The 6,000-nt window shown below is 64.2% G+C and carries 7 protein-coding genes; 3 read left to right on the top strand and 4 right to left on the bottom strand.

Annotation, left to right across the window (positions count from 1 at the left end):
- Window positions 1–249 precede the first annotated feature (249 nt).
- Together AC1DOX_RS22580 and AC1DOX_RS22575 are read right to left on the bottom strand one after the other, a co-directional pair.
- Entirely contained in the window at window positions 250–1,215 is a 966-nt protein-coding gene (locus AC1DOX_RS22580; RefSeq protein WP_441617513.1) for a class I SAM-dependent methyltransferase, read from the bottom strand.
- Window positions 1,216–1,244: 29 nt separating this feature from the next.
- Window positions 1,245–2,006, bottom strand: a complete 762-nt coding sequence (locus AC1DOX_RS22575; RefSeq protein WP_441617511.1) for a tetratricopeptide repeat protein — start codon at window positions 2,004–2,006, stop codon at window positions 1,245–1,247.
- Between the two features lie 152 nt (window positions 2,007–2,158).
- On the opposite strand from AC1DOX_RS22575, the gene AC1DOX_RS22570 reads away from it, so the two are divergent.
- Window positions 2,159–2,671 (top strand): hypothetical protein, encoded by a 513-nt coding sequence (locus AC1DOX_RS22570; RefSeq protein ID WP_441617509.1) that lies wholly within the window; start codon window positions 2,159–2,161, stop codon window positions 2,669–2,671.
- A gap of 152 nt (window positions 2,672–2,823) precedes the next feature.
- Here the strand turns inward: AC1DOX_RS22570 and AC1DOX_RS22565 are convergent, their stop codons facing one another.
- Window positions 2,824–3,438, bottom strand: a complete 615-nt coding sequence (locus tag AC1DOX_RS22565) for a DUF2968 domain-containing protein (RefSeq protein ID WP_441617529.1) — start codon at window positions 3,436–3,438, stop codon at window positions 2,824–2,826.
- 619 nt (window positions 3,439–4,057) lie between these two features.
- Between AC1DOX_RS22565 and AC1DOX_RS22560 the strand changes: the two genes are divergently transcribed.
- Together AC1DOX_RS22560 and AC1DOX_RS22555 are read left to right on the top strand one after the other, a co-directional pair.
- Window positions 4,058–4,426, top strand: a complete 369-nt coding sequence (locus tag AC1DOX_RS22560) for an ArsR/SmtB family transcription factor (RefSeq protein ID WP_092134618.1) — start codon at window positions 4,058–4,060, stop codon at window positions 4,424–4,426.
- Entirely contained in the window at window positions 4,423–5,505 is a 1,083-nt protein-coding gene (locus AC1DOX_RS22555) for an SRPBCC domain-containing protein (RefSeq protein WP_441617506.1), read from the top strand. The genes AC1DOX_RS22560 and AC1DOX_RS22555 overlap by 4 nt, the downstream gene beginning before the upstream one ends.
- A 5-nt stretch (window positions 5,506–5,510) precedes the next feature.
- Here AC1DOX_RS22555 and AC1DOX_RS22550 read toward each other — a convergent pair whose 3' ends face one another.
- A complete protein-coding gene (locus tag AC1DOX_RS22550) occupies window positions 5,511–5,966 on the bottom strand; it encodes a DNA-deoxyinosine glycosylase (RefSeq protein ID WP_441617504.1) in 456 nt (151 codons plus the stop codon).
- Between the last annotated feature and the right edge of the window lie 34 nt (window positions 5,967–6,000).

The raw sequence follows: 6,000 nt of genomic DNA, 5'->3' as shown, positions 1-6,000 counted from the left end.
CTGATACTGTGCTTCCGACTCAGCGACATGACCCCTCCAAAGCCGGACAAATACTCCTGGACCACTTGACGTTTGAACGCCTCATCGTACTTCGTCATGAAAAACACCCCAAAGGTTGGATGTATGTCCAACTTTTGGGGTGCAGTTCACAGTGCCCCCTTGTTTCATCGTTGTTCGCTCCGACTCCGCTGCGTGGACGCCGCCGCTCCAGCCCTCGCCAGAGCGACCGTGCCTCTGATCACCAGCGCCTCAGATCACCAGCCGGGCTTCCTGACGCGCGTTGGCCGCGCGCAGCTTCTGCACCCAGTCTTTCGCCGGCAGCGTCGTCGCGGCTTCCACGACCGCGGCCCTTGCCTCCACCGTTTCCCAGGACACATCGATCGCCGGCCCATTGAAGGCCATCGCGATGATATTGCCGTCGTGCACCTCCGGGAACACCAGCACGCGATTGTCGAATGCGTCGCAGATCCGCACGATGTTCTTCGGAAAACTCTCGTGGTCGCCGAACAGGTTGATCGTCATCACACCGGGCGACTTCAGCACGCGGCGGCAGGCGCGATAGAACGCCGTGGTGTCGAGCACCGGACCCCGCGCCGTGGCGTCGTACAGGTCCACCTGCAGCGCGTCCACGGATGCCGTGGTCGCGCCATCCATCACGTAGTCCCAGGCGTCCTGCTCCCGCACCGTCAGGCGGGCGTCGTCATTGCGCAGGCCGAACATGCTGCGGCCCGCCACGATCACCGCCGGATTCAACTCCACAGCAGTCACCTTCGCGCGCGCGAAATGACGATGGCAGAACTTGGTCAGCGCGGCGGCACCCAGCCCCAGCTGCACCACATGGAAGTCACCATCGGAGGGCGACTGGAACAGCAGCCACGCCATCATCTGCTGCGCGTACTCCAGTTCGATGGCATCGGGCTTGCGCAGCCGCATCGCACCCTGGACCCATTCGGTTCCGAAGTGCAGGTAGCGCACGCCGTCCATCTCGGAAAACGTCACCGGCGCGAAGCGCGGCTTCATGCGCACTTCCTTGCCGGCGTCCTTTTGAGTCGCCTTGCCGGCGCCCTTGCCGCCATCTTTGCCAGTTTCCTTGCCGCTGTGTTTGCCGGCATCCTCCCCCTCATCCCAGAGGTTGTTGCGAGAGGATTCGCGATGACCCCGTGCCGGGCGGCGCGAGGCGACTGCCTCGATCGATTTGCGTTTCAGAAGCGTCATAGAACAGAAAAAAGCGCCCAGGGCGCGGATCATTGGGCCAGCGCCGTCTGCGCGCGCTGCAGCCATTCGCGATTGTGTTCGCGGGCATGGCGCGGCCAGTGGCGGGCGTCATGAACAATTTCGGTGTAGAGCGCCCTCGCGCGTTCGCGGTCCGCGGCGTCGGGCTGAGCGGCCAGCCAGTCGGCAAACAGGCAGCGCGGCGCGGCATCGCTGGCACACGCCAGCGCCTGCTCGAACGCCGCACGCGTATCCGGGGACCCGACGGCAGCCAGCGCGCGAGCATACAGCAATGCCGGATCCGCCTGTTCCCGCGCCTGCGGCGTGGCCGCGAACAGACGCTCGAGCGTGGCCTGCGCGGCCGCATGCTGGCCTGTGGCGACCTGCGCCCGGGCCAGGCCCTGCAGCAACGCCGGATCGGAGGCAAATGGCCCGTTGGCAGCAGCCTGATAGTGTTCCAGCGCCTCAACGGCGTTGCCGGCATCGAGCAATGCCGCGCCCAGGCGCATGCGGTGATCGACCGTTGGCGCGCGATCAAACGCGTCGCGCGCCTCACGCACGGCGCGGTTCGGATCGACGATCTGCTTGATGGCGCGTGTGGCCGCCCGCGCGCCGCGCGTCTGGCGCAGGCTGGGCAGGTAGACCGCGAAGAAATACACCACGCTGCCCAGGCCGGGGAAGATAAACAGCAGCAGGAGCCAGTACATGTTCTGGTGGCTGCGCACCGCATGGATCGCGAAGAAGATCGCGACGATCACGTGCAGGCCGATGCCGCCGATGCCGAAAGAGGACATATGCAATGAACCCGGAAAAATGCCGCCGGCTCCACCGGAGCCGGTCATGGCCGCGATTGTGACAGAAGCCGGTAAGACCGCCCCCGTCGCCCTAAAGTTTTCCGGGACGGTGCCGATGACGGGGTACGCTCTCCCGTCGATCGGATTTACGCATGACAATCCTCAGCAGCGTTACCCCCCAGATCATCACGCCCAGTGACGTCACCGTAACCAGGGCCAACCGCTTCACCCAACCCGCTGATGCCGAAACCCAGGCAACCGACAGCAAGGCAGGCGACAGCCAGGGGAGCGTCACGGGCCCGGCTTCGGGCTCGGCCCGCGCCAGCGGCTCGATCACCGGCCCGTCCGGCCTCGGCCGTGCAGGCAAGGCCGGCGGCGCAGGCGCCACCGACAGCAGCAGCGAAGACAGCGAATCGGCCGTCATCAAGGCCCTGAAGCAGCAGATCGAGGCGTTGCAGAAGCAGCTCGCCGCCCAGATGCAGCAACTGCAGGCGGCGCAGAACAGCAACACTGACGACAGCGCCAAGGCCAGCACCGTGGCGGCCCTGCAAGCCGGCGTGACGGCGACGTCCGCCGCCCTGCAGGAGGCCGTCTCCAAGCTGGCCGAAGCGATTCAGGAAGCCGGCGGCAGCACCTCGGGCAATATCGTCGACACAACGGCCTGACTTGCCTCACGGCTGCGGCCATTGTATTGAGACATACCGCGGATACATACCGCGATACTCTGCCTGCCCGGCCTGCCCAGGCCAGCCGGGCGCGCCGCACCACCTGCCCCGCCCGCCTGAACAGACGGGCCGGAACCCGATGCGGCCAGTGCCTAGCGCCGCGTCTTCTGCGACCCGGGCATCTGACCCGAGTCCGCCAGGGTCGACTCGATACGGCGAATTTCCTGCCGGAGCTTTTCCAGCTGAGTGCGCGCGGCGCGGTTATCGACTTCGGCGGCCTGCACTTCCATGCGGGATGCCTGCCGGGTCTCCGTCAGGCGCTGGCGCTGCGCCTGGATCACGCTCAAGTCATTGGTGAGGGCACTGGCCCGCGCTTCCGCGTCTTGAATCGCACGATCATATTGGCGCTGCTGCGTGGCCAGCAATTGCCGCCGGATCTCATCGTCAGCCATGGCTGCGCTTTGCTTGCTGGCCGTACGGTAAGCCGACTCGGCCGCCGCCAACGAATGAAAGCGCGATACATTCCAGAGCTTGTTCTGGTAAGAGAGCCCGACGTAGCAAAGCACCTGATCATCGGCAAGCATCAGGGTCGCGCCGTAGTCGCCATTGACGCTTGCGCGCAATTCACGGACGGACTTGTCTCGCATACGCTGCTGCAGTTCAGCGACGAGGCTCGTCGAAGATGGCTCGGCCGGCGTACCGGACTCGACCGAAGTGTCGACGGCGGGCGCCGGATTGGCTTGCGCGAAAACAGCGGACGCGCCCATCGACAACTGCATCGCAATGACGCAGGCGAACAACCGGGGATGGCAAAATTTGTCAAACATGCTTTTTAGTATGTAGTGGCAGTTTGTTTGGCAAGGCAGCCAGACTGCAACAACACGGCTGCAGGAGGACGGACATCAACAACATGGCTGAAAGCAGCTGGTTCTTGATCCCGGCTCTCCACCATGGAGCGTCGGTGATCTGGGATTACGGCTACTTCCGGAAAAACTTGACCCCTGATCTTGATGCAGCCGCACAGGATAATCCATGCCGCAGGTCTTGCCGAGAATATCGCCCATCAGCGGCCAGAACCGGTTGTTATTTTGTCTAATTTGACACCACCAGGCAGTTGGCCGCGCGGATGCAGCCGTTGCAGGCGGCGCAGAACAGCGGCGCGGATGACAGCGCCAAGGCTGGCACCGTGGCCGGCCTGCAAGCCCAGGTCACCGCCACGTTGGCGGCCCTGACACGACGACCTGAGCGGCACTTCCCTCCCCTGCCCTTTGAGCCGGCTGGACCTCCACTGGCCGGCGCGTATCCCCCCTCCCGGATCGCCTGCGCCCCGAACCATCGGATGTAACAGAGCTTGATCTTCATTTAACCAATGAGTTAAATGACCTCATGCCAAATACCGGCGACCCCCTCTCCACCATCTTTGCTGCCCTGGCCGACCCGACGCGCCGCGCGATTCTTGCGCGGTTGTCCGAGGGCGACGCCCCGGTCAGCGAACTGGCGCGCCCGTTCGATATATCCGCCCCGGCCATCTCCCGGCATCTGCGTGTGCTGGCCGACGCAGGACTAATCGAGCGGGAAGTCAACGCACGCTGGCGTATCTGCCATTTGCGCCCTGGCGCATTGCGCGATGCGCATGGCTGGCTGGAGACCTATCGCCGGCTTTGGGATGGCAATCTCGACAGGCTGGTGGCCTTTGTCGAGCAGACACAAAGCGAGCCCGCTGTCACCCACCGGAAAAAGGGGATCAAGTCATGACCGAAGCTGCAACGTTTCATCTGGAGATGACCCGCCAGATCCGCGCGCCGCGCGAGCGGGTGTTTGATGCATTTACCGACCAGGCCGCCCTGGCCGTCTGGCATTGCCCGCGTGGCATGCAGGTATTGGAAGCCAGCGCCGATGCGCGCGTGGGCGGCCGCTATCGACTTGTGATGGGCGCAAAGGACGGCGAGCAACACGTTGTCGGTGGCGAGTATCAGAAGATCGATCGCGCTGACTTTCTGGCCTACACGTGGCAGTGGGAAGGGAGCGAGCCACCCGCCGGCGTGCGCACGCTCATCGAGATCACACTGACCGACAAGGATGGCGGCACGCACCTGCACATGCGCCATAGTGGCTTCCCCGACACCGCCACGCGCGATTCGCACGCCGGCGGCTGGCAATCGGTCTTCAACAACCTTAGCGACTATGTGGATGCCGAAGGCAGCGCCGGCACGCTGACCGTCTACGGCGATGCGCGCAGCACCTACGTTCGCACGGTGCGCCTGGCGCTCGAAGAGAAAGGCGTGCCCTACAAGCTCAAGCCACTTGCGCCGCACAACGACGAACTGTTGGCCCACAACCCGTTTGGCCGCATTCCGGCATTCGCCGACGGTCCGATCGAATTCTACGAAACGCGCGCCATCCTGAGCTATATCAACGACGTCTTTGGCGGCCCAAACCTGATTCCGCAAACCGGCCCCACTGCCCGCGCACGCTGCGAGCAGTGGATCAGCCTGATCAACTGCCACGGCTACGATGCGATGGTGCGCCGCTACGTGCTGCACTACGTGTTCCCGAAGGGCCAGGACGGCCAGCCTGATCGTGCCACCATCGAGGCGGCCCTGCCCGAGATCGCGAGGCAGCTCGATGCATTGGAGCAGGCATACGGCGGGCGCGATTTCCTGGTCGGGAATACGTTGTCGATGGCCGACCTGTTCTTCGCCCCGATCGTCGAGTATCTGGCGCGATTCCCGGAAAGCGCGGCGATGTTGGAAACACGGGCGAACATCCGGCGTGGTCACGCAGTCATGCGTGCGCGGCCAAGCTACGCAGCCACGCAGCCGGACTTCGGCTGAACGAACTATGCCAGGCGCGGCTTCACAGGCAGCCATGGCCGCAATGTCTGCCAGGCGCGCAGCTTTTCCGCGTACGACAATGTGTAGGCAGGGCTGCTGGAGGGAAGCATGACGATCCGATGCCGATCCGCATGATCCGAGAGCGCTTTCTTGCCGATACGCGCCGCCGTACCACCATTGAACGCGATTACCTTGAGACCGGGCAACGCTTCGATCAGACCGATCAGGTCGTTGCCCGCATGGTCGCGGATATTGCTGTCGAGGCCGCCATCGCGGCGCGCTTCGGCCACCACGTCCCACAAGCCGATCCGATGCGCAAGCAGCGCCTGCAGGCGCGCGTCGTAGTCCAGCGACGGCAGATCCACGCCGATCGTCTCGCCAACCAGGCGCCAGAACTGATTGTTGTCTTGGCTAATTTGACATCGTGTACGGGTGCGGTGGCCCTCCAAGCCAGGCGTCACAGACGCCTGGCGACTACGGCCAACTTGGCTTCAA

Source organism: Cupriavidus sp. 01L415 (assembly GCF_056400065.1).
Note: the sequence above shows the minus strand (reverse complement) of the source record. Positions and strands in the feature narration are given on the sequence as shown.

Excerpts from the sequence above, each read along its gene's own strand:
- AC1DOX_RS22565 (WP_441617529.1), bottom strand. The coding sequence starts at position 3,438 with ATGGGCGCGTCCGCTGTTTTCGCGCAAGCCAATCCGGCGCCCGCCGTC.
- AC1DOX_RS22560 (WP_092134618.1), top strand. The coding sequence starts at position 4,058 with ATGCCAAATACCGGCGACCCCCTCTCCACCATCTTTGCTGCCCTGGCC.
- AC1DOX_RS22570 (WP_441617509.1), top strand. The coding sequence starts at position 2,159 with ATGACAATCCTCAGCAGCGTTACCCCCCAGATCATCACGCCCAGTGAC.
- AC1DOX_RS22575 (WP_441617511.1), bottom strand. The coding sequence starts at position 2,006 with ATGTCCTCTTTCGGCATCGGCGGCATCGGCCTGCACGTGATCGTCGCG.
- AC1DOX_RS22580 (WP_441617513.1), bottom strand. The coding sequence starts at position 1,215 with ATGACGCTTCTGAAACGCAAATCGATCGAGGCAGTCGCCTCGCGCCGC.
- AC1DOX_RS22555 (WP_441617506.1), top strand. The coding sequence starts at position 4,423 with ATGACCGAAGCTGCAACGTTTCATCTGGAGATGACCCGCCAGATCCGC.